Genomic DNA, 26,066 nt, shown 5'->3' with positions numbered 1-26,066 from the left:
AAAAAGCCCTCTATAAAAGGGGGCTTTTTTATTAGACAATATCACCATGCCAGACTTTAAATAACACGGTGATAGGCATATGGAGAAAGCCTCTATAAGAGGTTGATTCTATGAAGTCTAAGAAGATGTGGAGGCTTATACATGCTTGACAAGCTTTTCTTTAAGAAAAAAAGTCCAGAAAAGAATCATACATTTAAAGAAGAAAATATCCCTAAACATGTTGCTATTATTATGGACGGCAACGGCAGGTGGGCCCGGAAGCGAGCTATGCCACGGATCGCCGGGCATCATGAAGGGATGAAAACAGTTCGAAAAATCGTTAAAGAAGCGAATAAGATTGGGATTGAAGTGCTTACCCTTTATGCTTTTTCAACTGAAAATTGGAAACGTCCTCGTGAAGAAGTTGACTTTTTAATGAAACTTCCTGGAGAATTTTTAAACACTTTTCTTCCAGATTTGATTAAAGAGAACGTACAAGTGCGAATAATGGGTAAAAAGGAGTTGTTACCACTTCACACTGTAAAAGCAGTAGATGAAGCGATTAACAAAACGAAGAGCAACAGTGGTTTAATCCTAAACTTCGCTCTGAATTATGGCAGCCGTGATGAGATTACAGCTGCAGTTAAAGCTTTGGCTTCTGAAGTGAAACAAGGAAGGTTGGAGCCATCACAAATTGATGATTCAATGATTGAACAGCATTTGATGACACATGATCTAGCGGATCCGGATCTTTTGATTCGTACAAGTGGTGAAGTTCGATTAAGTAACTTCATGCTCTGGCAGCTTGCGTATTCTGAATTTTGGTTTACTGAAGTGTTATGGCCAGATTTTTCTGAAGAGCATCTACGAGAAGCTGTATCACAATTTGCCGGACGAGGCAGGCGGTATGGCGGTGTTTAATTAAGGAGGACTTATGAAACAACGGATAATAACAGGTGTAATCGCAGCCGTTTTATTTATAGGGATTACCCTTTATGGAAGCTGGCCGTTCTCATTATTAATACTATTGCTAACTGGGATTGGCATGTTTGAATTATTGCGTATGAAAAGGATGGAACTAAGTTTTGTAGGTGTAATGGGATTTTTATTAGCAATCTTGATCGCATTGCCACAAGACTGGATGAGTTTCTTAGATCCTTTCACTAAAACTGATGCCATTATTCTTGCAGTACTTCTACTACTAGTCGTAACTGTTGTACAAAAGAACAATACAGAATACAATCATATATCGTTCGTGTTATTTAGCTCTATTTACGTAGGTTTTGGGTTTTTCTATCTACTAGAAACGAGAATATTAGAAGGTGGAGTCCAACTTCTATTCTTGATTCTATTCATGATTTGGGCTACTGACTCTGGCGCATATTTCGTTGGAAAATCGATCGGGAAACGTAAACTTTGGCCGGTTATTTCTCCAAACAAAACAATTGAAGGGGCAGTTGGAGGTATCTTCTTTAGTCTTGTTGTTGGTGTAATCAGCTATTTGACTCATTTTGTGGATATGTCGTTACCAAATATTCTACTGATTTCAATTATCGTTGGTATCTTTGGTCAGATAGGTGACTTGGCAGAATCCGCATTCAAACGAATCTATGATGTGAAAGACTCTGGTACTTTGCTTCCTGGACACGGTGGAATATTAGATAGACTAGACAGTGCGTTATTTGTATTCCCGTTGCTCCACGTACTTCATTTGATAGGATAACGCTAGGAGGTATAGTATGAAATCGGTTAGTTTACTTGGTGCAACAGGTTCAATCGGCGTTCAGACATTAGATGTGATCGCCTCACATCCAGAACAGTTCAAATTAAGTTCGATGTCTGTAGGTAAGAATATTGAGGCTGCTGAACATATCATACAGAAATTTCAACCTGAAATTTGTGCCGTTCAAAATGAAGAAGATGCAAAAGTTCTTCGGTCTAAAGTAAATTCATCAACAAAAATTGTCTCAGGGATGGACGGATTGATTGAAGCCTCGGTTTCTACTGATTCAACGGTTGTTGTGAATGCTGTGATCGGAAGTGTAGGCTTACTTCCTACATTAAAAGCGATCGAAGCTAAGAAGACAATTGCTTTAGCCAATAAAGAAACCCTTGTTACTGCAGGGCATCTCGTAATGGAAAAAGCGAAGAAGCACAACGTGGCCATACTTCCGGTAGATTCTGAGCATTCAGCGATCTATCAATGTTTGAATGGCGAAGATAGTGAACGTGTTGAGAGATTGATATTAACAGCTTCAGGTGGGAGTTTTAGAGATCGAACACGCGATGAGCTAGAACACGTTACGGTACAAGAAGCTTTAAATCATCCAAACTGGTCTATGGGTGCGAAAATAACGATTGATTCCGCAACAATGATGAATAAAGGGTTAGAAGTAATTGAAGCTCACTGGTTATTTTCCTTTGATTATTCGAAAATAGACGTCATTTTACATAAGGAAAGTATCATACACTCTATGGTAGAGTTTGTTGATACAAGCATTATCGCTCATTTGGGACAACCAGATATGAGAGTGCCGATACAGTACGCTCTTACATATCCCGATCGGCTTGAATTAATAAACGGGAAAAGGTTAAACTTATGGGAAGTTGGGAAGTTACATTTTCAAGAAATGGACTACGACCGGTTCAGGTGTTTAAAACTGGCATTTCAAGCAGGAAAAGCAGGAGGCTTGATGCCGACGGTTTTAAATGCTGCGAACGAAAAAGCGGTTGAGCTATTCTTGAATGGTCATATCTCGTTTCTTGAGATTGAAGAGATGATTGAACGTGCTATGCAAGAGTTGTCTAATGTCAGTACGCCAGACCTTGAGACAATACAAGAAACAGATAATAGGACTCGTCAATATGTGGAGTCACTACTTAGTAAAGGCAGGTAATGGGAATGAACACTGTGATAGCCATTATCATCATTTTAGGTGCTTTAATTTTCTTTCATGAACTCGGACATCTATTGCTAGCAAAACGTGCAGGCATCTTGTGTCGTGAGTTTGCTATTGGATTCGGCCCAAAAGTGTTTGCCTTCAAGAAAGGGGAAACGGTCTATACGATTCGTCTTTTACCGCTTGGAGGGTTCGTACGTATGGCTGGAGAAGATCCAGAAGGTATAGAACTTAAGGCAGGTCACAGAGTTGGTATGATCTTCAACCAAGCAGATGAAGTTGAGAAGATCATTGTCAATCACCGTGATAAATATCCGGTTCAAAAAACGATTACCATTGAAAAAGCTGATCTAGAACGTGAATTGTATTTAACAGGTTTTGAAAATGAAGACTCTGGAACTTCGACTTATAAAGTTAAAGAAGATGCGCTGTTTGTAGCAGATCACCAAGAGATGCAGATTGCACCATTTAATCGACAGTTTGGATCTAAGACGATCATGCAGAGAACACTCGCAATTTTCGCTGGGCCAGCAATGAACTTTTTACTTGCTTTTGTGATCTTAGTTGTATTCTCACTCATGCAAGGTATCCCGACAAATGAATCACGACTAGGTACACTTCAAGAAGGTGCAGGCGCTGAGAAAGCAGGTTTAATAAAAGGGGATAAAATTATTGCTGTTCAGGGCGAAAAAATGGACGACTGGAAAGAGTTAGTTTCCGTCATTCAAGAAAATCCTGGCGAAAAATTAATGTTTACGATCAACCGTAATGGAGAAGAGAAAGTGGTTCCTGTCACGCTTGGCTCTCGTAAAGGTGCTGATGATAAGAATGAAGGGTTTATCGGAGCACATCCATATACGGAATCCTCTTTTGTTGGATCATTAGAATATGGCGCTAAACAAACATGGTTTATGACAACGGCTATATTTACAGGGCTCGGCCAACTGATAACGGGTCAGCATGGAATTGATCAGTTATCTGGGCCACTTGGAATCTATGAATATACAGATCAAGCTGCTAAAGCTGGAGTTTATATGCTATTGCAATGGGCAGCTATATTAAGTGTTAACTTAGGGATCTTTAACTTATTGCCATTACCGGCACTTGACGGAGGTCGACTTCTGTTCCTAGGAGTAGAAGCATTGAGAGGGAAACCGATCGATCCGCAAAAAGAAGGAATGGTTCATTTTATCGGGTTTGCTTTTCTGATGTTATTGATGCTTGTTGTAACATGGAATGATATACAGAAAATTTTTCTTGGTTAATTAGGGATGATTTGAGGAGTAGAGATTATGAGACAAAGTCAGTTGTTTATGCCAACACTACGGGAAGTACCTGCAGACGCAGATGTAAAGAGTCATCAGCTTTTATTAAGAGCTGGTTTTATCCGCCAAAATGCTGCAGGTATCTATTCTTTTTTGCCTCTGGGGAAAAAAGTGCTTCATAAAATAGAAAATATAGTACGAGAAGAAATGAATCGTGCCGGTTCACAAGAGATGATGATGCCTGCGCTGCAGCTTGCTGAACTATGGCAAGAAAGTGGGCGTTGGTATAGCTACGGTCCAGAATTAATGAGATTGAAAGACCGACACGAGCGTGATTTTGCTCTTGGAGCGACACATGAAGAAGTGATTACGAGCATTGTTCGAGACGAAGTGAAATCATATAAAAAGCTTCCTCTTAATCTATATCAAATTCAAACAAAGTTTAGGGATGAAAAGCGCCCTCGTTTCGGTCTGTTACGCGGAAGAGAGTTCATTATGAAAGATGCTTACTCTTTCCATGATAAACCAGAAAGTCTTGATGAAACGTATGAAGCGATGAAAGATGCCTACTCAGCGATCTTTAGCCGTTGCGGACTGAACTTCCGTGCTGTTTTAGCGGACTCAGGTGCGATCGGTGGTAAAGATAATCATGAGTTCATGGTTTTATCAGAAATTGGTGAAGATTTGATCGCGTATTCAACGGATTCAGATTTTGCAGCGAACATAGAGATGGCTCCTGTTGTACTTCGAGAAGATCGTTCATCTGAAGCTTTGATGGTGCTAGAAAAAGTAGAAACGAAACATGCAAAAACGATTGAAGAAATTTCAGATTTCTTACAAGTTGCACCTTCAAAAGTCATTAAATCATTGCTATATATCGCTGACGAACAACCTGTTTTAGTGTTAGTCAGAGGAGATCATGAGGTTAATGAGATTAAGCTTAAGAATGTGCTTTCTGTTAAAGAAGTAGAATTGGCTACGGCAGAAGAAACAAAGAAATGGTTGAATGCTGAACACGGATCTATCGGACCAGTTCATACTTCAAAAGAAGTGAAAGTCATCGCGGATCAAGCAGTACCTTATATGGTAAACGCAGTTTGTGGTGCAAATGAAACAGGCTACCATTACACGAATGTTAATCCAAATAGAGATTTTGAGTTTAATGAAACAGCTGATCTTCGTTTTGTAGTAGAAGGTGATCTGTCACCAGATGGAAAAGGGACAATCGTTTTTGCAAAAGGAATTGAAGTCGGGCATGTGTTCAAACTTGGTAAAGTATACAGTGAGCCGATGAAAGCCTCCTACTTAGACGAAAATGGTAAGAATCAGATCATGTCCATGGGTTGTTACGGGATCGGTGTTTCTCGTACATTAGCGGCAGTAGCTGAAGAAAACAATGATGACAAAGGTTTAATCTGGCCGTTATCACTAACTCCGTTCGATGTTCATTTAATTGCTGTAAACAGTAAGAATGCCGAACAAGCAGCTCTTTCCGATGAATTGTATACTCAAATTAAAAACGATGGGTTTGATTGCTTATATGATGACCGCCCTGAACGTGCTGGTGTGAAATTTACAGATAGTGACCTTATCGGATTGCCAATTCGTGTAATGGTTGGAAAGCGTGCTTCAGAAGGAATCGTTGAAGTAAAGATTCGTAAGAGCGGAGAATCTTATGAAGTACCTGCTTCTGAACTTAGCAGCTTTATTAAAAATGAGTGGGACAAGCTTAAGAATTAATAAATTTTTGTGTTAATCTATAATACTAATAGAGGAGGCGCCTCTCATACAAGAGGTGTCTTTCTCTTTGTACTTTACGAATAAGGATCTAATCTTTATGATGGTAATCGAGGCTTACGATTTATAGCTATAGTATAATAAAAAAAGTAACGAATAAAAATGTTGGTTAGTATGTGAAAACATAATTAAACCCCTTTAAAAGGAGGTTCGTATGAGCGGAAATGATCAGCAGATCAGACAAGAAAGGCTATCGCTTCTTTTAGAACAACTAGGTATGCCCCATGAGATGAAAGCTGGTTTTTCGGAAGGAACGATCGAAAAACTAACGATAGATAAAACAAATAGAAGCTGGCATTTTATTATAGGACTCCTGCGTCCACTAACACCGGAAAGCTATGCTTGGTTTAGTGCCAGTCTTCAACAAACTTTTAAACATATTGCTTCAGTAACATTCTCTATTCAAACACAAGAGAGTTTTCAAGCAGAGGAGCTTCTCGGATTTTGGCCTTTGTGTAAAGAAAGGTTAGTAGAGACAGCTGCACCGAGTCTAGGAAGTATGCTCTCTACACAAGACCCTATAGCGGAAGGGAATTTTTTGTGTTTGACGGTACGAAATGATGCAGAAGAAGCACTTGTGCAAAGAAAGCTATCTCCTGTTATTAAAGAGATGTACAGTCAGTTTGGCTTTCATTCTGTAATGGTTAAAACAGAGATTAAACACTCAGAAGAAGATTTTCAAAAGTTTATCGAACAGAGAAAACAAGAAGATCAAAACAAAGTAATGGAAGCATTGGTTGAAAAAGAAAAAGCTGCTAATCGATCTGAAGGACCTGCAGCAAGAACAGATATTATGATAGGTTACTCGATCAAGGATGATCCTGTTCCGATTCAAACAATTCAAGATGAAGAACGACGCATAACGATTCAAGGTTATGTCTTTCACTCCGAAACGAGAGAACTTAGAAGCGGACGGACTTTATTAACATTTAAAATTACCGATTACACGGACTCTCTATTAATTAAAATCTTCTCTCGAGACAAAGAAGATATTCCTATCCTTCAAGGGATTCAAAAGGGAATGTGGTTAAAAGTCCGAGGCGGGATTCAAAATGACACGTTTGTAAGAGATCTAGTCATGATTGCGAACGATATTAATGAGATTAAACCTGAATTTAGAAAAGATTTAGCAGATGAAGATAACAAACGTGTTGAGCTTCACCTTCACACACCCATGAGTCAGATGGATGCGATATCTTCTGTTTCATCTTTGGTGGGACAGGCAAAAAAATGGGGTCATCCAGCTATCGCCATAACCGATCATGCTGGTGTTCAATCTTTTCCAGAAGCATATAGTGCCGGGAAGAAAAATGGGATTAAGATTCTGTACGGACTTGAAGCGAATCTTGTAGATGATGGTGTACCGATCGCTTACAACGAGGCACCAAGAAAATTAACAGATGAAACATATATTGTTTTTGACGTTGAGACAACGGGTTTGTCAGCGGTTTACAATAAAATCATTGAGCTCGCAGCAGTGAAAATTCGTGGTGGAGAGATTATTGACCGTTTTGAAAGGTTTGCAAATCCTCATGAATCACTATCTCAAACAACGATCGAATTAACTGGAATTACAGATGATATGGTTGAAAACGCACCTGAGATCGAAGAAGTACTTCGGGATTTTCACGCGTTTATGGGTGAAGATATCTTAGTAGCACATTACGCTAGCTTTGACATGGGGTTCTTGAACGAAGGATTACGCAAGATTGGTTTGGGAGAAGCGAAGAACCCTGTTATTGATACGCTTGAATTAGCAAGGTTCTTGCTTCCACAATTAAAGAATCATAGATTGAATACACTTTGTAAAAGGTTTGATATCGAACTTACTCAGCATCACCGAGCTATCTATGATGCTGAAGCAACCGGCTATCTTTTGTGGAAACTTCTAAAAGAGACGTTTGAAAAGGATATCTTCTATCACGATCGGTTGAACGATAACATGGGGCAAGGTGGATTTCAAAGATCTAGGCCGTTTCACTGTACACTCTTAGCTGCGACACAAGAAGGTCTGAAGAATTTATACAAACTCGTCTCTGAGTCACATCTTTCTTATTTTTATCGAACACCACGTATCCCAAGATCACGACTAAGTAAACTACGAGAAGGTATACTCGTCGGTTCAGCTTGTGATAAAGGTGAAGTGTTTGAAGGTATGATGCAAAAACCGATCGAAGAAGTTGAAAAGATCGCGGAGTTTTATGATTACTTAGAAGTTCAGCCGCCAAGTAACTATTATCATCTTATCGAAAGAGAATTAGTCGCAGATGAGATGAACTTAAGAGAAATCCTTTCTAATATCGTTAAGCTTGGTGAGAAATTGAACAAACCGGTTGTTGCAACAGGAAACGTTCATTATTTAAACCCTGAAGATGCGATCTATCGAAAGATCTTAATCTCTTCTCAAGGTGGAGCAAATCCGCTTAACAGGCAAACTCTCCCGGAAGTGCATTTTAGAACAACAGATGAGATGTTGGACCTGTTCTCTTTCTTAGGAGAGGAAAGAGCGCAAAAAGTGGTCTGTGAAAATACGAGACAAATCGCGGATATGATTCAGGAGATCAAGCCGATTCCTGATGATCTCTATACACCAAAGATTGAAGGAGCAGATGATGAAGTACGCTCAATGAGTTATAACCGAGCTAAAAGCATCTATGGTGAAAATCTTCCTGAACTTGTTGAGAAGAGATTGGAAAAAGAGTTAAAGAGTATCATTGGACACGGCTTTGCGGTTATTTACTTAATTTCACATAAGCTTGTAAAGAAATCGTTGATCGATGGATACCTTGTAGGCTCACGTGGATCAGTCGGATCATCGTTTGTTGCGACAATGACTGAGATAACTGAAGTGAACCCACTGCCTCCACATTATGTTTGTCCGAAATGTAAAGAATCCCATTTCTTTAATGATGGTTCCGTTGGGTCTGGTTATGACCTTCCAGATAAAGAATGTCCAACATGCGAAGTGCTTTATATAAAAGATGGACAAGATATACCGTTTGAAACGTTCCTTGGATTTAAAGGAGATAAAGTACCGGATATCGACTTAAACTTCTCTGGTGAATATCAACCTAGAGCGCATAATTACACGAAGGAACTGTTTGGTGAAGATTATGTGTATCGTGCAGGTACGATTGGTACTGTAGCTGAAAAAACGGCTTATGGTTATGTAAAAGGATATGCTGGAGATAATAACTTAACGATTCGATCGGCAGAAGTGGATCGCCTAGTATCTGGCTGTACAGGTGTAAAGAGAACAACAGGTCAGCATCCGGGTGGAATCATTGTTGTTCCAGATTATATGGATATCTATGATTTTTGTCCCGTGCAGTTCCCAGCTGACGATAGTAATTCAGAATGGAAGACGACCCATTTTGATTTTCACTCGATTCACGATAATTTATTAAAACTTGATATACTCGGACACGATGATCCAACCGTTATCCGTATGCTACAAGATCTAAGCGGTATTGATCCGAAGACAATACCTGCTTCTGATCCAGAAGTGATGAAAATTTTCTCTGGTCCAGAGGTGTTAGGTGTATCAGAAGAACAGATCATGTGTAAGACAGGTACATTAGGTATTCCAGAGTTCGGAACAAAGTTCGTAAGACAAATGCTTGAAGAAACAAAACCAAGTACTTTTTCTGAACTTGTACAGATTTCAGGACTATCTCATGGTACTGACGTGTGGCTGAACAACGCCAACGAACTGATCGCAAACGGCACTTGTGTGTTAAAAGACGTTATCGGATGTCGTGATGATATTATGGTCTATCTGATCTATAAAGGCCTTGAGCCATCACTTGCATTTAAGATCATGGAAAGTGTACGTAAAGGAAAAGGTCTGCCGGATGAGTGGATCGAAGAGATGAAGAAGAACGATGTACCTGATTGGTATATTGGTTCATGCTTGAAGATCAAATACATGTTCCCTAAAGCCCATGCAGCAGCATACGTGTTGATGGCCGTTCGTATCGCATATTTTAAAGTTCGCTATCCAATTTGGTTCTATGCGGCATATTTCACCGTAAGAGCGGATGATTTTGATGTGGACTCTATGATCAGAGGTTCAAAGCAACTGCGTACTAAAATTGAAGAGATCTCAGCTAAAGGTCTTGATGCTTCTACAAAAGAGAAGAACTTGCAAACGGTTCTAGAACTCGCACTTGAGATGTGTGAAAGAGGGCTATCATTCCAGAAGATCGATCTGTATCGATCGAGCGCAACAGACTTCCTAGTAGAAGGTGATACATTAATACCACCCTTCAATTCAATCGCAGGCTTAGGTACAAATGCAGCATTAAACATTGTAAAAGCAAGAGAACAAGGTGAATTTCTTTCTAAAGAAGATCTTCAGCAGCGTGCGAAGTTATCTAAGACTATTATTGAGTACTTAGATGATCAAGGATGTTTGGAAGGAATGCCTGATGCAAACCAGCTTTCACTCTTTTAACAAGGGCTTTCTGAAGGCTTGATAAGTTGCAGTATTTTATTGGTTATGGTATAGTATTTTTGGAAATACTGTTGAATGAATAACTGTCGGCGAAAGAGTGGGGCTCCCCACTCTTTCGTTACGTTTTGAGGTCATTCAGTAAGAAGGAGGGCAGCAATGAGTCAGAAGATTACAGAGCTCACAACAGAGCTTGTAACCCCAATCGTTGAAAAACTAGGACTTGAACTTGTTGACGTTGAATTTGTTAAAGAGGGTAAAAACTGGTTTCTCCGTGTATATATCGATTCCACAGATGGGATTGATATCGAGGAATGCGGGACTGTCAGTGAACAATTAAGTGAAAAATTAGATGAACTTGATCCGATCGAACAGCCCTACTTTTTAGAAGTATCTTCTCCAGGTGTTGAAAGACCGCTAAAAAAACCTGAAGATGTAAAAAATGCTATTGGCAAAAATGTAAACATTAAACTTTATGAGCCTTTAAACGGCGAAAAAGTATATGAAGGACTTTTAAAAGACTTTGACGGTGAAACGCTGTTCATGGAAATTAGAGTGAAAACGCAAGTGAAAAAGGTAGAGTTACCTTATGCTAAAGTGGCCAACGCCCGTCTTGCGGTTGTTTTTTAATGAAGAGGGGAGAAGAAAAATGAGTACCGAGCTTTTGGATGCACTTACATTGTTAGAAAAAGAAAAAGGGATTAGTAAAGAAGTAATTATTGAAGCGATTGAAGCAGCCCTTATTTCTGCGTACAAGCGCAATTTTCATCAAGCGCAAAATGTTCGTGTTGATTTTAACAGAGACACAGGAAGTATACGTGTTTTTTCAAGAAAAAATGTGGTTGAAGAAGTTGAGGACGATCGTCAAGAGATTTCAGTGGCTGAAGCTCAAGCAATCAACCCTGGCTATGAATTAGAAGATATCGTAGAAGAAGAAGTTACACCAAAAGATTTTGGTCGTATTGCTGCTCAAACAGCTAAACAAGTAGTAACACAGCGCGTACGTGAAGCAGAGCGTGGGATCATCTTCTCAGAATTTATTGATCGTGAAGAAGATATCATCACGGGAATTGTTCAGCGTCAAGACCACCGTTATATGTACGTTAGCTTAGGCAGAGTGGAAGCTCTTCTTCCTGCTGCTGAACAGATGCCTGGGGAATCTCATACAACGAACGACCGCATCAAAGTTTACATCACTAAAGTTGAAAAGACGACAAAAGGTCCTCAAATTTTAGTATCACGAACTCACCCAGGTCTTTTAAAACGTTTATTCGAGCTTGAAGTACCAGAGATTTATGATGGTACGGTCGAGATTAAATCGATTGCTCGTGAAGCGGGTGACCGTTCAAAGATTGCCGTTCATGCTGCTGATCCAGAGGTAGATCCGGTTGGTTCATGTGTCGGACAAAAAGGTGCACGTGTTCAAACAATTGTAAACGAATTGAACGGTGAAAAGATTGATATCGTTCGATGGAGTGAAGATCCTGTTGTATATGTAGCGAATTCACTTAGTCCAGCAAAAGTATTAGAAGTACAAGTGAATGAAGAAGAAAAGATGACTACAGTTATCGTTCCAGACTATCAGCTTTCATTAGCGATTGGTAAAAGAGGCCAGAATGCTCGTCTAGCTGCAAAGTTAACAGGTTGGAAGATTGATATTAAAAGTGAAACAGAAGCAATAGAGTCAGGTGTGTACGATCCATCAAACGCTCAAAGTGATTTTTTTGAAGATACTGATGAGGATGAAGAGTAAGAAAAGACGAGGTGGAGACAATGAAAACACGTAAAATTCCGATGAGAAAATGCGTAGCCTGTCAAGAGATGAAGGCTAAAAAAGAATTAACACGTATTGTCCGCTCACCAGAAGGAGAAGTCTCTGTCGACACAACAGGGAAGAAATCCGGAAGAGGAGCCTACCTTTGTCATGAACCAGCTTGTATTGAACAAGCAAAAAAGAAAAAGGTTCTTGAGTCACATCTCAAAACAAAGATTCCAGCTGATCTATTTGAACAGCTAGAAAAAGGAAGTCATACATCTTGAAACCAACTCCTTGGGCAAACTTTCTTGGAATAGCAGCTCGAGCCGGTAAAGTCATTTCCGGCGAAGAACTAGTTGTGAAAAGCATCCAAAAGCAAAACGCTAAAATTGTTCTGCTATCAAAAGATGCTTCTGATAATACAAAGAAAAAAGTTACCGATAAATGCCTCTTTTACAAAATAGATCTTGCTTGGATAGAAGATCGCAATATTTTAGGTAGGGCTATTGGTAAGGAGCAACGAGTTGTAGTTGCTGTAAATGATCAAGGGTTTTCTAAGAAATTAAAGGAACTTCTTGATCACTAACTCGGGGGTGAACATATGAGTAAAATCCGCGTATACGAATATGCGAAACAGAAAAATGTTCAAAGTAAAGACATTATTGAAAAGCTAAAAACGATGGATGTCCACGTTGCGAATCATATGTCTATGATTGATCAGGCAGCTCTTAAAAAATTGGATGAAGCCTATCGTCCGAAGACGAACAAAGATCAACCAAAAGCAACAAATCAAAATCAACTCCCTAAATCAGATGTGAAACATAGCAACCCTGGTAATGACACCAAATCTAATAAAAAGGAAGTTCAAAAAGAGAGTAATATGAAAATAAAAAAAGAGAACAATAACTCGTCACAAGCTAAAGGACAAAAGTCCACGAATAACAGCCAAAATAATCAAAATAAATCTAGCAACAATAATCAAAACAAGAGCAATAGCAATCATTCAAACAACAAGAATAATAACAATAGAAACCAAAACAACAATAGAAATAACAACAAGAACAATAACAACCGCAACAAGCAAAACAGAAGTGGCGGAAACCAACAACAACAAGCTCCTCAGAAGAAAGTTCTTGAAACGCCAAGTAAGATTACTTTCACTGAATCACTTCAAGTAGGGGAACTTGCTAAAAAGTTGAACAAAGATACTTCGGAGATCATTAAAAAGTTAATGGGTCTTGGAATCATGGCAACGATCAATCAAGAGCTTGATAAAGAAGCGATTGAATTAATCGCAGCTGACTATGATGTAGAAGTAGAAGAAGAGATCATCGTAGACGAGACTGAATTTGAAAACTACGAAATCGTTGATGATGAAAAGGATCTTCAAGTTCGTCCACCAGTTGTTACGATCATGGGTCACGTTGACCACGGTAAAACAACACTACTTGATGCGATTCGTAATACGAAGGTAACTGCAGGCGAAGCTGGTGGTATTACACAGCACATCGGTGCCTATCAGATTACGAACAATGGAAAACAGATTACTTTCCTAGATACTCCTGGACATGCTGCGTTTACAACTATGCGTGCGCGTGGAGCCCAAGTAACAGATATCACGATTCTTGTTGTAGCTGCTGATGACGGTGTAATGCCTCAAACAGTAGAAGCGATCAACCACGCAAAAGCTGCTGAAGTTCCAATCATCGTAGCTGTAAACAAAATGGATAAAGAATCTGCTAACCCAGATCGTGTTATGCAAGAACTAACTGAGCACGGACTTGTTTCTGAAGCTTGGGGTGGAGACACGATCTTCGTAAACGTATCTGCGATTAAAGGTGACGGAATTGACGACCTGCTTGAAATGATCAACCTTGTTTCTGAAGTTGAAGAATTAAAAGCAAATCCAAACCGTACTGCAATTGGGACTGTAATTGAAGCACAGCTTGATAAGGGCCGTGGATCTGTAGCAACTCTTCTTGTTCAATCGGGTACGTTAAACGTTGGAGATCCAATCGTAGTTGGACACACATATGGTCGTGTTCGTGCGATGGTGAACGATCTTGGCCGCAGAGTTAAAACGGTAGGACCTTCAACGCCAGTTGAAATTACTGGATTGAATGATGTTCCACAAGCTGGAGATCAGTTCATGGTCTTCGCTGATGAGAAAAAAGCTCGTCAAGTTGGTGAATCTCGCTTCAAAAAACAGCAGGATGCACAGCGTAAAGAGTCTTCTAAACTAAATCTTGATGACCTCTTTAATCAGATTAAAGAGGGTGACATCAAAGAAATTAACGTCATCATCAAAGGTGATGTTCAAGGTTCTGTAGAGGCACTTGCAGGATCATTACAAAAAATCGATGTTGAAGGCGTAAAAGTTAAAATCATCCACTCAGGTGTTGGAGCGATCAACGAGTATGATATCATGCTTGCTTCAGCTTCAAACGCGATCGTGATTGGTTTCAACGTTCGCCCTGATAATGGTGCGAAACGTACGGCTGACGCTGAAAAAGTAGATGTTCGTCTGCATAGAATTATCTACAACGTAATCGAAGAGATCGAATCAGCAATGAAAGGGATGCTTGATCCGGAATTTGAAGAAAAAGTTATCGGGCAAGTTGAAGTTCGTACGACTTTCAAAGTTTCTAAAGTGGGTACGATCGCTGGATGTTACGTTACTGAAGGTAAAATCACAAGAGATTCCACAGTTCGCTTGATTCGTGACGGTGTTGTATCATACGAAGGTAAGATCGATGCACTTAAACGATTTAAAGATGATGCTAAAGAAGTTTCAGCTGGATACGAATGTGGGATCACGTTAGAAAAGTTCAATGATATTAAAGAAGGCGACATCATTGAAGCTTACATCATGGAAGAAATTAAAGTGAAATGATCGGGTTCTTAACGGTTGAGTTTTTCATATATGAAGCACAGTCGTTAAAGGATAAACGTTCAGTTGTTCAAAAAGCGGTACACCGGCTACGTCAACGTTTAAATATAGCTGTATCTGAAACAGGTCATCAAGATTTGTGGCAGCGCGCAGAGATAAGTATGGTTACCGTTTCTTCGGACAAAATAATAGCAGAAAAAGAATTGCAAAGAGCACTTGCGATCATTACATCTATTACTGAGTTGGAAGTTACACGATCAAACATTGAGTGGCTGTAACGCAAGTGGTAAGAAACGGGGTGTAGTAAAAATGGGCACAATCCGTTCCAATCGTATTGGGGAACAGATGAAAAAAGAGCTTAGTGACATTATAGGCCGAAAAATCAAAGACCCCCGCGTAGGTTTTGTGACTGTTACGGCGGTAGATGTAACAGGTGATTTACAGCAGGCTACGGTATATGTTTCTGTATTTGGTGATGCCGATCAAAAGGAACAAACATTACGAAGCTTAGCGAAAGCAACAGGTTTTATTCGTACAGAAATTGGGAAACGAATCCGCATGCGTAAAACACCAGACATCTTTTTTAAATTTGATGAATCTTTAAATTATGGAAGCAAGATCGAAAGTCTTTTATCTGATATCAAACGTGATGATGAAGAAGACGAAGAAAACGAAGAGCATCCGAAACCATAATAGCAAATGGATAGGCAATTCATATTGTCTATCCATTTTTTGATTTAAAAAGAGATAAAGTGATACAAGGAGAATTCGTTTATGACTGCAAGACAAGGAATTTTAGCATTGAAAAAACCTGCTGGTATGACTTCTCATGACTGTGTAGCAAAGATCCGCAGAATCTTCTCGACAAAAAAAGTGGGTCATACAGGGACATTAGATCCTGAAGTTACTGGAGTTCTCCCCATATGTATTGGTAGAGCAACTAAAGTAGCAGAGTACATGTCGGACTATGGCAAAGAGTATATCGGAGAAGTAACTTTAGGATTTTCTACAGAAACAGAAGATGCTCATGGGGAAAAAGTTAAAGAGAAACACGTTGACGCTGATATTTCATTCTCTGTGGTCAAAGACATCCTAAAAGCGTTGACTGGAGAAATTGAACAAGTTCCTCCCATGTATTCAGCTGTAAAAGTTAACGGGAAAAAACTTTATGAATATGCACGACAAGGAATGACTGTTGAACGTCCAAAGCGGAACGTAACCATCTATGAACTTGAGCTCCTAGCTGATGGTGATACTTTGCACAAAGAGGACCCTGTATTTTCTTTCCGTGTAAGATGTTCCAAAGGTACATATGTAAGGACCCTTGCTGTTGAGATCGGTGAGAGACTTGGATATCCAGCACATATGTCATCTTTGATCAGAACAGCATCAGGGCCGTTCTCGATCGAAGACTGTGTGACGTTTGAGCAGCTTGAAAGCGGTGAGACGCCTTTAGAAGATTATCTGTTTCCTCTTGAAAAAGGAATCTCTCACTTTCCAAAATGGACAGTTACTGAAGATCTGTTGTTCAAGATAAAAAATGGTTCTGTGCTTGAAGCACCAAATGATTTGGTACAAAGCCCGTTTGGTGTATATAATGAAGATGGAAAATGTCTAGCCATTTATGAGATTCATCCTTCAAAACCAGGTTTAATAAAACCTGTTAAAGTGTTAGCCATTGATTAACGAAAGAAGTTAGTAGGTGAGTTTTTGGAAACGATTGTTATAAGTCATCCACATCATTTTCAACAAGATGACCTGCCACCAGCTGTATTGGCGCTAGGTTATTTTGATGGAATTCATGTAGGGCACCAACGGGTGATTAACACAGCAGTAGAACTTGCTAAGAAGAACAACGCTATTCCTGCTGTAATGAGCTTTCACCCTCATCCGTCTGTCGTATTAGGCAAAAGTGATCAAAATTGGACATATATCACACCTTTAGAAGAGAAGAAGAAGATTCTAGAGGAGATGGGTGTAGAGAGATTTTATCTTGTGAAATTTGATCATGTTTTTGCCGGTCTAGAAACGAAGGAGTTTGTTGATCAGTATGTGATTGGACTTCATGTAGTCCATGTTGTTACCGGTTTTGATTTTTCGTATGGAAAGTATGGAAAAGGAAACGTTGAAACTTTAGTAAAAGAGTCTAACGGACAATTTGGGCAGACTGTTATTGAAAAGATAGAAAAAGATGGTCAAAAGATAAGTTCCACATTGATTCGAAACTATCTAAAAGAAGGACTGGTCGATGAGATTGAGTCCTATCTGGGTAGAAGATATAAACTTAACGGCACAGTGATTCATGGTGATAAGCGAGGTCGTACAATCGGGTTTCCGACTGCGAACCTTGACACCGATCAATATTCTTTGCCAAAAGTAGGAGTTTACGCAGTAGAGGTTTCCATCGATAACAAAAGTTATTTAGCGATGGCAAATGTAGGGTATAAACCTACATTTAAAGACGATCAAAAAAAACCTTCTCTTGAAGTTCATATTTTTGACTTCAACAATGAAATATACGGTGAAGATGTTCGAATTACTTGGTTGAAAAGGATTCGTGACGAGAAAAAATTTAGTGGAATTGACGAGCTTATCGCCCAGCTTCATGAAGATAAAAGCAAAACATATGAAATCAAGCAATCCCTATAATAAAAAACTTGCAATTATTCTATAAAAAGTCTATGATAATAACTGTACATTTTAATGTGCACATAACCATTGCTTGGCAAATCGAGTCACCGACGTTTGCTCGGTAATTGGTGTTTCTATAATTAAGGAGGTGAAAAGGATGGCTATTACTCAAGAGCGTAAGAACGAACTAATCAGCGAGTATAAGGTACATGATACGGACACTGGATCTCCAGAAGTTCAAATCGCTATCCTTACTGAACAAATCAATGAGTTGAATGATCACTTGCGTACACACAAGAAAGATCACCACTCACGTCGTGGTCTATTGAAAATGGTTGGTAAGCGTCGTAACTTGTTAACGTACCTACGTAACAAGGACATCACGCGTTACCGCGAATTGATCGGAAGACTTGGATTACGTCGTTAATCCAGCAAAGCGGGATATATTTCCCGCTTTTTTTATTGCAAGCATTCATCCATAAACGGCAATAAACATGTTATTCTTGGTATGTATGAGTAAATTCTTTCGAGTTTTTCTTTTTAGGAAGGACTACGTTAGGATATAATAGAACCATAATATGATAGGATTTTTCTAAGTGTTGAGAGGAGTACCAAGTAAAATGGATCAACAAAAAAGAACGTTTACAATGGACTGGGCGGGTAGAACGCTTACGTTCGAAATTGGAGAATTAGCAAAACAAGCGAACGGTGCTGTAATGGTCAGATATGGTGATACTGCAGTACTTTCAACAGCTGTTGCATCAAAACAGCCTAAAAATCTTAGTTTCTTTCCGCTGACAGTAAACTACGAAGAGCGTTTATATGCAGTAGGTAAAATCCCAGGTGGTTTTATTAAACGTGAAGGACGTCCAAGTGAAAAAGCGGTATTAGCGAGTCGTTTGATCGACCGTCCTATCCGTCCTTTATTCGCAGATGGTTTCCGTAACGAAGTACAAGTTGTCAGCACAGTAATGAGTGTGGATCAAAACTGTTCTTCAGAAATGGCTGCAATGATCGGATCATCACTTGCGTTGTCTATTTCTGATATTCCTTTTGAAGGACCGATAGCTGGTGTTACTGTTGGTCGAATCGAAGGCGAATTTGTGATCAATCCAACTGTTGAACAAAACGAAAAAAGTGATATTCAACTGATTGTTGCGGGTACTAAACATGCGATCAACATGGTTGAAGCTGGTGCAGAAGAAGTTTCTGAAGAAGTGATGCTTGAAGCGATCATGTTTGGTCATGAAGAAATCAAAAAGTTAATCGCTTTCCAAGAACAAATCGTTGCTGAAATCGGTAAAGAAAAGATGGAAGTTGTTCTTCATGAGCTGGATAAAGATATCGAGCAAGAAGTACGTGAATTTGTTGGTAATGATGTAAAAGAAGCTGTTAAAGTCGTGGAAAAGCACGCACGTCAGGAAGCTTTAGACGCAGTAAGTGCAAACGTCGCTTCTCGCTATGAAGAAGATGAAGATAAAGCCAGTGAAGCAAAAGAGGTTTTACATAAACTCATCAAAGAAGAAGTGAGGCGCTTGATCCTTAAGGAGAAAGTTCGTCCAGACGGAAGAAAAACGGATGAGATTCGTCAACTTTCTTCTAAAGTAGGTATTCTAGCAAGAACTCATGGTTCAGGTCTATTTACACGTGGGCAAACTCAAGCACTTAGCATCTGTACGTTAGGAGCACTTGGCGATGTTCAAGTTCTTGATGGTCTTGGTGTGGAAGAGTCAAAACGATTCATGCATCAATACAACTTCCCTCCATTCAGTGTAGGTGAAACTGGGTTCATGCGCGGACCAGGTAGACGTGAGATCGGACATGGTGCTCTAGGTGAGCGTGCTTTAGAGCAAGTTATTCCGAATGAAGAAGAATTCCCATACACGATCCGTCTCGTTTCAGAAGTATTAGAGTCAAATGGTTCAACATCACAAGCAAGTATTTGTGCAAGTACGCTTGCATTGATGGATGCTGGTGTACCGATCAAAGCTCCTGTAGCTGGTATTGCGATGGGTCTGATCTCTGACGGTGAAGACGTAACAGTGTTAACGGATATTCAAGGCATGGAAGATCATCTTGGAGATATGGACTTTAAAGTAGCAGGTACACCAAACGGTATCACTGCTCTTCAAATGGACATTAAGATTTCAGGTATTAATCGTGAAATCCTTCAAGAAGCTTTAACACAAGCAAAAGAAGGGCGTATGATCATTCTAAAGTCTATGCTTGCGACACTTTCAGAATCTCGTACACAACTTTCTCAATATGCTCCTAAGATCTTAACGATGAAGATCAATCCGGATAAAATCCGTGATGTAATCGGGCCAAGTGGGAAGATCATCAACAAGATCATTGAAGAAACTGGTGTTAAGATTGATATCGAGCAAGATGGTACAGTCTTCATCGCTTCAACTGACGAAGCTATGAACAAAAAAGCGAAGAAAATCATTGAAGATATCGTTCGTGAAGTTCAAGTAGGAGAGTACTACATGGGTAAAGTAAAACGTATCGAAAAGTTTGGTGCGTTCGTAGAACTATTCAGTGGTAAGGATGGACTTGTTCACATCTCTGAACTCGCTGAAGAACGTGTAGGAAAAGTAGAAGATGTTGTGAAGCTTGGTGACGAAATCATGGTTAAAGTTATGGAGATCGATAACCAAGGTCGCGTTAACTTATCTCGCAAAGTTGTACTGAAAGAAGAAAAAGCAAAGAGCGAACAGCAGCAAAACGTTTAATAAAGTAATTAAAAAGACTGACCAATGGATACTTCTTATCCTATTGGTCAGTCTTTTATTTGTATATTTTACATGTTGTTTGAATAGAATGATCATCTTTGAAGGTTGTTTAAGCGTTCTAACCTGTCCAACTCGTACATACTTTGGTTACAGGGAGGGAGTTTACGTGAAAAATAAAATTCTTCAATGGTCATTAGTAGTATTGGTTATCACTTCAATAGCGTTTTCGTTGCATAACCCATTTACAAGCACCTATATCGAAAGTTTGAAGGCTCAGAGCACAGCCGTTTCACAGATGGAGTCGAATTCAATCTATCAACAGATCAAAGAGAAAGCGAAGGAGCTAAATCGCCCTCCTAAAAATGCAGAGATCGATCCAGTCTGGAAAGCCACTCCCGGTTATAATGGTATTGTTGTTGATATGGAAGCATCCTTTAAAGCGATGAAAAAAGCGAATAAATTTGATGAGAATAAACTTGTGATTAAACAAATAAATCCAAGCGTTCATCTTGAAAACCTTCCTGCGTCACCGATCTATAGAGGTAACCCAGAAAAACCTATGGTTACGCTGTTAGTGAACGTTGCTTGGGGAAATGAGTATCTGCCTGGTATGCTTCAGACGATGAAAAAAAATAATGTGAAGTCAACTTATTTTCTAGATGGTTCATGGGTGAAGAAGAACCCTTCGCTCGCAAAAATGATTGCAGAAGAAAAACATGAGATCGGTAATCACGCATACTCCCATCCGGATTTAAAAAAGATGACTAATTCAAGGATTACAGAGGAACTCAAACAGACCAATGAAGTGATACATGCAACACTAGACATCCATCCAAAATGGTTTGCTCCGCCAAGTGGAAGTTTTCGAAACGACGTTGTACAAATTGCCTCAGAGATGGATATGAAAACAATTCTTTGGACGGTTGATACGATCGATTGGAGAAAACCTAATCCTGATGAAATGGTTAACAGAGTCCTTAGTAAATTACATCCTGGTGCAATGATTTTGATGCACCCAACGGAATCATCGTCTGCTGGTTTAGATAAACTAATTAAAGGAATAAAAGAAAAAGGATACAGTATTGGAACGGTGTCAGACTTGATGGATGAAAAGAGATTAGTACCTAAAACCATCAAGTAAAGTTGTGTACGTGTTATGATAATGGTATATTGTTCCTATGATTAATGGAACAACTGACAGCTAGGGGGAAACAAGTTTGATTAATAGATATACATGCTCAAACGGCGTGCGAATAGTTCTGGAGAACATTCCAACCGTACGTTCTGTAGCGATCGGTGTATGGATCGGCACAGGTTCAAGATTTGAAAACACAAAAAACAACGGAATCTCGCATTTTCTGGAGCACATGTTCTTTAAAGGAACAAAGACGAGAACTGCACGAGAAATTGCCGAATCTTTTGATAGCATCGGTGGACAAGTGAATGCTTTTACTTCAAAAGAATACACTTGTTATTATGCTAAAGTTCTTGATACACACTCACCGTATGCTTTAGAAGTACTAGCAGATATGTTTTTTAACTCTACTTTCGATGAAGGTGAGTTATCCAAAGAAAAGAATGTTGTCCTAGAAGAAATTAAAATGTATGAAGATACACCTGATGATATTGTTCATGATATGCTAAGTCGAGCTAGCTTTCAAAACCATGAACTCGGGTTTCCAATTCTAGGAACGGAAGAAACATTGAACACGTTTACTGGGAATACACTTCGAGATTATATGGATACTCATTATGTTCCTGAAGAAGTAGTGATTTCTGTCGCAGGAAACGTCGATGAATCGTTCATTAAGGAAGTAGAGAAATGGTTCGGTGACTACAAAACAAGCGGAGTTATCAAACCTCAAATTGAAACTCCTGTTTTTCATCCAGAGAAACTTTCTCGTAAAAAAGAAACAGAACAAGCACATCTATGTCTTGGCTTCCCTGGACTTTCTCTTAAAGATAAACGCAGCTATAGTTTGATTATCCTCAATAACATTTTTGGATCAAGCATGTCTAGTCGCTTGTTCCAAGAAGTAAGAGAGCAGAAGGGGTTAGCTTATTCTGTGTTCTCTTACCATTCAGCGTTTCAGGATAATGGAATCTTTACTATTTATGGAGGAACAGCTCCACATCAACTAGATGAGCTGTATAATACGATCTTAAATATAGTAGATGATTTAAAAGAGAACGGAATTACTGACAAAGAGTTAAAGAACTCTAAAGAACAGATAAAAGGAAACTTAATGCTGAGTCTTGAGAGCACCAATAGTAGAATGAGCCGTAATGGTAAACATGAGCTCATCTTAGGTTACCACCGTACCCTTGATGATATGGTGGAATCGATTGATAAAGTGTCAAAAGTCGATGTGGACACGTTAATTCAAGCTATATTTAGTGAAGGATGCTCAGCATCACTTGTCAGTCCAAATGGAGAACTTCCAAAAGGACTACAATAGCATATACTCATTACAAAACCCGGAATTCATCCGGGTTTTTTTGCGTTTTTTAGAAATCCTTTTTTAAAAATGGGCTTAACGTTTCATAAAATGCCCCAAACATAGGAGTTGCTCATGAATATAATGGTGTTGATTGAAAGCTTATGATCGTGTTATTTAGCGTTTTAAAAACGATGATTAAATATCAGTTGTGCCGTTGTGCAGAATGTCTTTTCTGTAACCAGATAGGCGGGGTGTTCATATGATGATGAACATGGATAGCAATCCCCTGCAAAAAAAGGAACAACGGAGAAAGGGGAGAAAGAATGTTAACGGATTTGCATATCGCTGTTTTTGGCGGCGATGCGAGACAGTTAGAGGTTATTCGAAAACTAACAGAACTGGATGCGATACTTACACTTATCGGTTATGACCAACTTGATCACGGATTCACTGGTGCTTCAAAAATGAATTTAGATGAAGTAGATTTCTCAAAGTTAGACAGTATCATTCTTCCTGTGAGTGGAACAGGGCTGCAAGGGGAGATCGATACCATTTTCTCTAATAAAAAAATGATCCTTACAGAAGACCACCTTAAAAGGACGAAAGATCATTGCCAAGTATTTTCAGGCATCAGTAACCCTTATTTAGATGGTATTACTTCAAACACTAACAGAAAACTGACGAAGTTGTTTGAAAGAGACGATGTTGCGATCTATAACAGCATTCCTACTGTTGAAGGAACGATCATGATGGTCATCCAACATACAGATATCACTATCCATCAATCGAATACGGTAGTCTTAGGTTTTGGACGTGTAGGAATGAGTGTAGCAAGAACATTCCAAGCATTAGGAGCGCACGTAAAAGTGGGTGCAAGAAAATCTGAACATATGGCGAGGATCTCAGAAATGGGGATGATTCCGTTTCATTTAGATAATTTGAAAAATGAAGTCTATGAAACGGATGTTTGTATCAATACGATTCCTACACAGATTGTTAATGCAGATGTGATCTCAAAATTTCCTTCACATACACTAGTTGTTGATCTGGCTTCAAAGCCTGGAGGAACTGATTTTAGGTATGCAGAAAAAAGAGGGATTAAAGCACTTCTTGCACCTGGGCTGCCAGGAATTGTAGCTCCTAAAACAGCCGGTAAGATTGTTGCAAACGTACTTTCGCAGCTCTTAATCAATGAATTTAAGCGGAAGGGGTAATTATTATGGATTTTAAAGGTAAGCATATCGGTTTTGGCTTAACAGGATCTCACTGTACGTATGATGCCGTGTTTCCACAGATTCAAAAGCTTGTGGAGCTCGGAGCGAATGTTTCTCCATTCTTTACACATACCGTAGGGCACACCTCTACACGTTTTGGAACAGAAGGAGAATGGGTGGAAAAGATTAAACAGATCACTGGAAATGAACCAGTTGACTCCATCGTAAAGGCTGAGCCATATGGACCGAAAACACCACTTGATTGTATGGTAATTGCTCCGTTAACAGGAAACTCGATAAGTAAATTTGCTAATGCTATGACGGATTCTCCTGTATTAATGGGGGCTAAAGCAACACTTCGAAACCAAAAACCGGTTGTTCTAGGGATATCTACAAACGATGGTCTTGGATTGAACGGTGTGAACATTATGAGGTTGATGGCGACAAAAAATATTTATTTTATTCCGTTTAGCCAAGATGATCCAGTCAAAAAGCAGAATTCATTAGTGGCTCATATGGATACCCTTATTGAGACGATTGAACTAGCCATTCAAGGCAAACAGCTCCAGCCCGTTATTAGGGTAAGAGATTTAGGGTAATAGATTGAATCAACAGAAGAAAATCCGTTCATAACCTCAAAGTTTATGATAAAATATGATAAATTATATGGATTAACTAGGAGAAACTAAAACTTTGAGTTTCTCCTTCTGTTGTAGATTGCTTACCTTAAACAATAAAGGAGTTAATAAAGTATGAGCCAAAAATCATTTCATGTAGCTGTAGTAGGAGCAACTGGCGCAGTTGGCCAGCAGATGTTAAACACGTTAAGTGAAAAAAATTTTCCAATAAAGAAACTTTCTCTTCTTGCTAGCAAAAGATCTGCAGGACAGGTCATCTCATATAATGGGGAATCTCATACGATTCAAGAAGCAACACCAGAAGCATTTGAAGGTGTAGATCTTGCTTTGTTCTCTGCTGGAGGTTCAGTTTCCAAGGCTCTTGCACACGAAGCGGTAAAGAGAGGCGCGATCGTTGTAGACAACACGAGCGCATTCAGGATGGATCCGAACGTACCACTCGTTGTACCTGAAGTTAACGAACAAGATCTATTAAAACATAACGGAATTATTGCAAATCCGAACTGTTCAACGATTCAGATGGTTGTAGCTCTTCAGCCTCTTCACGAAAAGTTCGGGCTTAAAAAAGTAATTGTTTCTACTTATCAAGCTGTTTCAGGAGCTGGAGCTAAAGCAGTTGAGGAATTAAAAGAACAATCAAGAGCGATTTTAAACGATGAATCTTTCGAGGCTTCTATCATGCCTTGTGCTTCAGACAAAAAGCACTATCAGATCGCTTTTAACGCAGTTCCACAAATTGATAAATTTGAAGAGAACGGCTATACATTTGAAGAGCTAAAGATGATGAACGAAACAAAGAAGATCATGCATTTAGAAAATTTAGAGATTGCTGCAACATGTGTACGATTACCTGTTGAAACAGGACACTCAGAATCTTTATATGCAGAGTTCGAGAATGGAAACCCTTCTGTTCAAGAAATCAGAGAACTATTAAATACAGCTCCTGGTATTACACTTCAAGATCAGCCTGAAGAACAGATCTATCCTATGCCTGCGTTAGCAGCTGGCCTGCCTGATGTTTTTGTAGGGCGAATACGTAAAGACTTAGACCGTGATAACGCGTATCATATGTGGGTCGTGTCAGATAACTTACTTAAAGGTGCTGCATATAATTCAGTACAAATCGCAGAGAGCTTAATTAAATTAAATCTGCTTTAATTTTACAAAGAAGGTGCATTCATGAAGATAATCGTGCAAAAATTTGGGGGAACTTCTTTAAAAGATGATACAGGACGCGTCGAAGCGATCCGTCACATTAAAAAAGCTGTAGATGAAGGCTATAAAGTGGTTTGTGTGGTTTCAGCAATGGGACGTTTCGGTGATCCTTACGCTACGGATACTTTATTGAGCCTTGTAGGAGATAAAAA

The 26,066-nt window shown here is 39.3% G+C and carries 22 protein-coding genes and 1 pseudogene; all 23 read left to right on the top strand.

Features of this window, described 5'->3' with window-relative positions; translation table 11 throughout:
- Positions 1-141: 141 nt before the first annotated feature.
- Entirely contained in the window at positions 142-900 is a 759-nt protein-coding gene (locus tag P4V41_RS12120) for an isoprenyl transferase (RefSeq protein ID WP_328085153.1), read from the top strand.
- Positions 901-913: 13 nt separating this feature from the next.
- Positions 914-1,702, top strand: coding sequence for a phosphatidate cytidylyltransferase (locus P4V41_RS12115; protein ID WP_328085152.1), 789 nt, complete (start codon positions 914-916; stop codon positions 1,700-1,702).
- Positions 1,703-1,718: 16 nt separating this feature from the next.
- Positions 1,719-2,876: a 1-deoxy-D-xylulose-5-phosphate reductoisomerase gene (gene dxr / locus P4V41_RS12110; RefSeq protein WP_328085151.1), complete on the top strand. Its 1,158-nt coding sequence runs from the start codon at positions 1,719-1,721 to the stop codon at positions 2,874-2,876.
- A gap of 5 nt (positions 2,877-2,881) precedes the next feature.
- Positions 2,882-4,144 carry an RIP metalloprotease RseP gene (rseP, locus tag P4V41_RS12105; RefSeq protein WP_328085149.1) on the top strand — a complete coding sequence of 421 codons (1,263 nt, stop codon included), beginning with the start codon at positions 2,882-2,884 and terminating at the stop codon, positions 4,142-4,144.
- 27 nt (positions 4,145-4,171) lie between these two features.
- A complete protein-coding gene (locus tag P4V41_RS12100) occupies positions 4,172-5,884 on the top strand; it encodes a proline--tRNA ligase (protein WP_328085148.1) in 1,713 nt (570 codons plus the stop codon).
- Positions 5,885-6,095: 211 nt separating this feature from the next.
- Positions 6,096-10,397 (top strand): PolC-type DNA polymerase III, encoded by a 4,302-nt coding sequence (locus P4V41_RS12095; RefSeq protein ID WP_328085147.1) that lies wholly within the window; start codon positions 6,096-6,098, stop codon positions 10,395-10,397.
- A gap of 156 nt (positions 10,398-10,553) precedes the next feature.
- Positions 10,554-11,024 (top strand): ribosome maturation factor RimP, encoded by a 471-nt coding sequence (gene rimP, locus P4V41_RS12090; protein WP_197127750.1) that lies wholly within the window; start codon positions 10,554-10,556, stop codon positions 11,022-11,024.
- A gap of 19 nt (positions 11,025-11,043) precedes the next feature.
- Positions 11,044-12,147, top strand: coding sequence for a transcription termination factor NusA (gene nusA, locus P4V41_RS12085; RefSeq protein ID WP_328085145.1), 1,104 nt, complete (start codon positions 11,044-11,046; stop codon positions 12,145-12,147).
- A 20-nt stretch (positions 12,148-12,167) separates the two neighbouring features.
- On the top strand, positions 12,168-12,434 hold the full coding sequence (gene rnpM, locus P4V41_RS12080; protein ID WP_197127751.1) for an RNase P modulator RnpM: 267 nt from the start codon (positions 12,168-12,170) through the stop codon (positions 12,432-12,434).
- Entirely contained in the window at positions 12,431-12,736 is a 306-nt protein-coding gene (locus P4V41_RS12075) for a YlxQ family RNA-binding protein (RefSeq protein ID WP_328085142.1), read from the top strand. Before rnpM ends, P4V41_RS12075 begins: the two co-directional genes overlap by 4 nt.
- 15 nt (positions 12,737-12,751) lie before the next feature.
- Positions 12,752-15,043 carry a translation initiation factor IF-2 gene (infB, locus tag P4V41_RS12070; RefSeq protein ID WP_328085141.1) on the top strand — a complete coding sequence of 764 codons (2,292 nt, stop codon included), beginning with the start codon at positions 12,752-12,754 and terminating at the stop codon, positions 15,041-15,043.
- Positions 15,040-15,318 (top strand): DUF503 domain-containing protein, encoded by a 279-nt coding sequence (locus P4V41_RS12065; protein WP_328085140.1) that lies wholly within the window; start codon positions 15,040-15,042, stop codon positions 15,316-15,318. Before infB ends, P4V41_RS12065 begins: the two co-directional genes overlap by 4 nt.
- A gap of 31 nt (positions 15,319-15,349) precedes the next feature.
- Complete coding sequence (gene rbfA, locus P4V41_RS12060; RefSeq protein WP_198767069.1) at positions 15,350-15,733, top strand: 30S ribosome-binding factor RbfA; 384 nt, start codon at positions 15,350-15,352, stop codon at positions 15,731-15,733.
- Between the two features lie 81 nt (positions 15,734-15,814).
- A complete protein-coding gene (gene truB / locus P4V41_RS12055; RefSeq protein ID WP_328085139.1) occupies positions 15,815-16,726 on the top strand; it encodes a tRNA pseudouridine(55) synthase TruB in 912 nt (303 codons plus the stop codon).
- Between the two features lie 24 nt (positions 16,727-16,750).
- Positions 16,751-17,689: a riboflavin biosynthesis protein RibF gene (locus tag P4V41_RS12050; RefSeq protein WP_328085138.1), complete on the top strand. Its 939-nt coding sequence runs from the start codon at positions 16,751-16,753 to the stop codon at positions 17,687-17,689.
- 139 nt (positions 17,690-17,828) lie between these two features.
- The gene (gene rpsO / locus P4V41_RS12045; protein ID WP_066240919.1) at positions 17,829-18,098 is read left to right on the top strand and encodes a 30S ribosomal protein S15; all 270 of its coding nucleotides are present in this window, start codon (positions 17,829-17,831) and stop codon (positions 18,096-18,098) included.
- A gap of 193 nt (positions 18,099-18,291) precedes the next feature.
- Positions 18,292-20,406 carry a polyribonucleotide nucleotidyltransferase gene (pnp, locus tag P4V41_RS12040; protein ID WP_328085134.1) on the top strand — a complete coding sequence of 705 codons (2,115 nt, stop codon included), beginning with the start codon at positions 18,292-18,294 and terminating at the stop codon, positions 20,404-20,406.
- Between the two features lie 166 nt (positions 20,407-20,572).
- Positions 20,573-21,547, top strand: a complete 975-nt coding sequence (locus P4V41_RS12035) for a polysaccharide deacetylase family protein (protein WP_328085132.1) — start codon at positions 20,573-20,575, stop codon at positions 21,545-21,547.
- 76 nt (positions 21,548-21,623) lie between these two features.
- On the top strand, positions 21,624-22,865 hold the full coding sequence (locus tag P4V41_RS12030) for a pitrilysin family protein (RefSeq protein WP_328085130.1): 1,242 nt from the start codon (positions 21,624-21,626) through the stop codon (positions 22,863-22,865).
- Positions 22,866-23,170: 305 nt separating this feature from the next.
- Positions 23,171-24,061, top strand: a complete 891-nt coding sequence (gene dpaA / locus P4V41_RS12025; RefSeq protein ID WP_328085129.1) for a dipicolinic acid synthetase subunit A — start codon at positions 23,171-23,173, stop codon at positions 24,059-24,061.
- A 5-nt stretch (positions 24,062-24,066) separates the two neighbouring features.
- Positions 24,067-24,660, top strand: a complete 594-nt coding sequence (dpaB, locus tag P4V41_RS12020; protein ID WP_328085127.1) for a dipicolinate synthase subunit B — start codon at positions 24,067-24,069, stop codon at positions 24,658-24,660.
- A gap of 153 nt (positions 24,661-24,813) precedes the next feature.
- Entirely contained in the window at positions 24,814-25,857 is a 1,044-nt protein-coding gene (asd, locus tag P4V41_RS12015; protein ID WP_328085126.1) for an aspartate-semialdehyde dehydrogenase, read from the top strand.
- Positions 25,858-25,878: 21 nt separating this feature from the next.
- A pseudogene (locus P4V41_RS12010) lies at positions 25,879-26,066 on the top strand (aspartate kinase); the annotation flags it as partial.

The organism is Fictibacillus nanhaiensis, from assembly GCF_036213205.1.
Taxonomy (GTDB): Bacteria; Bacillota; Bacilli; order Bacillales; family Fictibacillaceae; genus Fictibacillus; species Fictibacillus nanhaiensis_E.
Note: the sequence above shows the minus strand (reverse complement) of the source record. Positions and strands in the feature narration are given on the sequence as shown.